This window comes from Acidovorax sp. (assembly GCF_046291265.1).
Classification (GTDB): domain Bacteria; phylum Pseudomonadota; class Gammaproteobacteria; order Burkholderiales; family Burkholderiaceae_C; genus Acidovorax.
Genome location: NZ_JBKBTV010000151.1, coordinates 272 through 730, shown reverse-complemented (window position 1 = coordinate 730; position 459 = coordinate 272). Strand labels below are relative to the sequence as shown.

The window sequence follows — 459 nt, the reverse complement described above, 5'->3', positions numbered from 1 at the left end:
TATGGCCAATGTAGTGAAATTTGTGGTGTAAATCATGCTTTTATGCCTATTGTAGTCGAAGTTGTTTCTCCATCATTATTTAAATGGTGGTCTTTAAATACTACAGCTTAATAAATTCGGAGGCTTATAGTTCAAGGGTAGAACAGATCGCTCATAACGGTCATGTTGTGGGTTCAATTCCCGCTAAGCCTAGAATTTTTTTAAGTTTTTAAAGGGAAAAATAGTTTAATGGTAGAACATCGATTTCCAAAATCGAAAATTGTGGGTTCAATTCCCACTTTTTCCTGTATTTAATTTTTTATATTTAGGTTAGGTAGCTCAGGGGTTAGAGCAGAGGACTGAAAATCCTTGTGTCGGTGGTTCAAATCCACCTCTGACCAAAATTTTTGATCAATTGAAAGCATCCTTAGCTTAATTGGAATAGAGCATTGGTTTTCTAGACCAGCGGTTATAGGTTCG

3 tRNA genes and 1 pseudogene are annotated in these 459 nt (G+C 35.9%); all 4 read left to right on the top strand.

The features are described 5' to 3' along the window. Positions 1-111 (top strand): annotated as a pseudogene (locus tag ACK41V_RS23620) (cytochrome c oxidase subunit II); the annotation flags it as partial. A 9-nt stretch (positions 112-120) separates the two neighbouring features. Beyond that, positions 121-192: transfer RNA gene (locus ACK41V_RS23615), tRNA-Met, on the top strand. Positions 193-214: 22 nt separating this feature from the next. Beyond that, positions 215-286, top strand: a tRNA-Trp gene (locus tag ACK41V_RS23610). 21 nt (positions 287-307) lie between these two features. After that, positions 308-380, top strand: a tRNA-Phe gene (locus ACK41V_RS23605). The last annotated feature ends 79 nt before the right edge of the window (positions 381-459 follow it).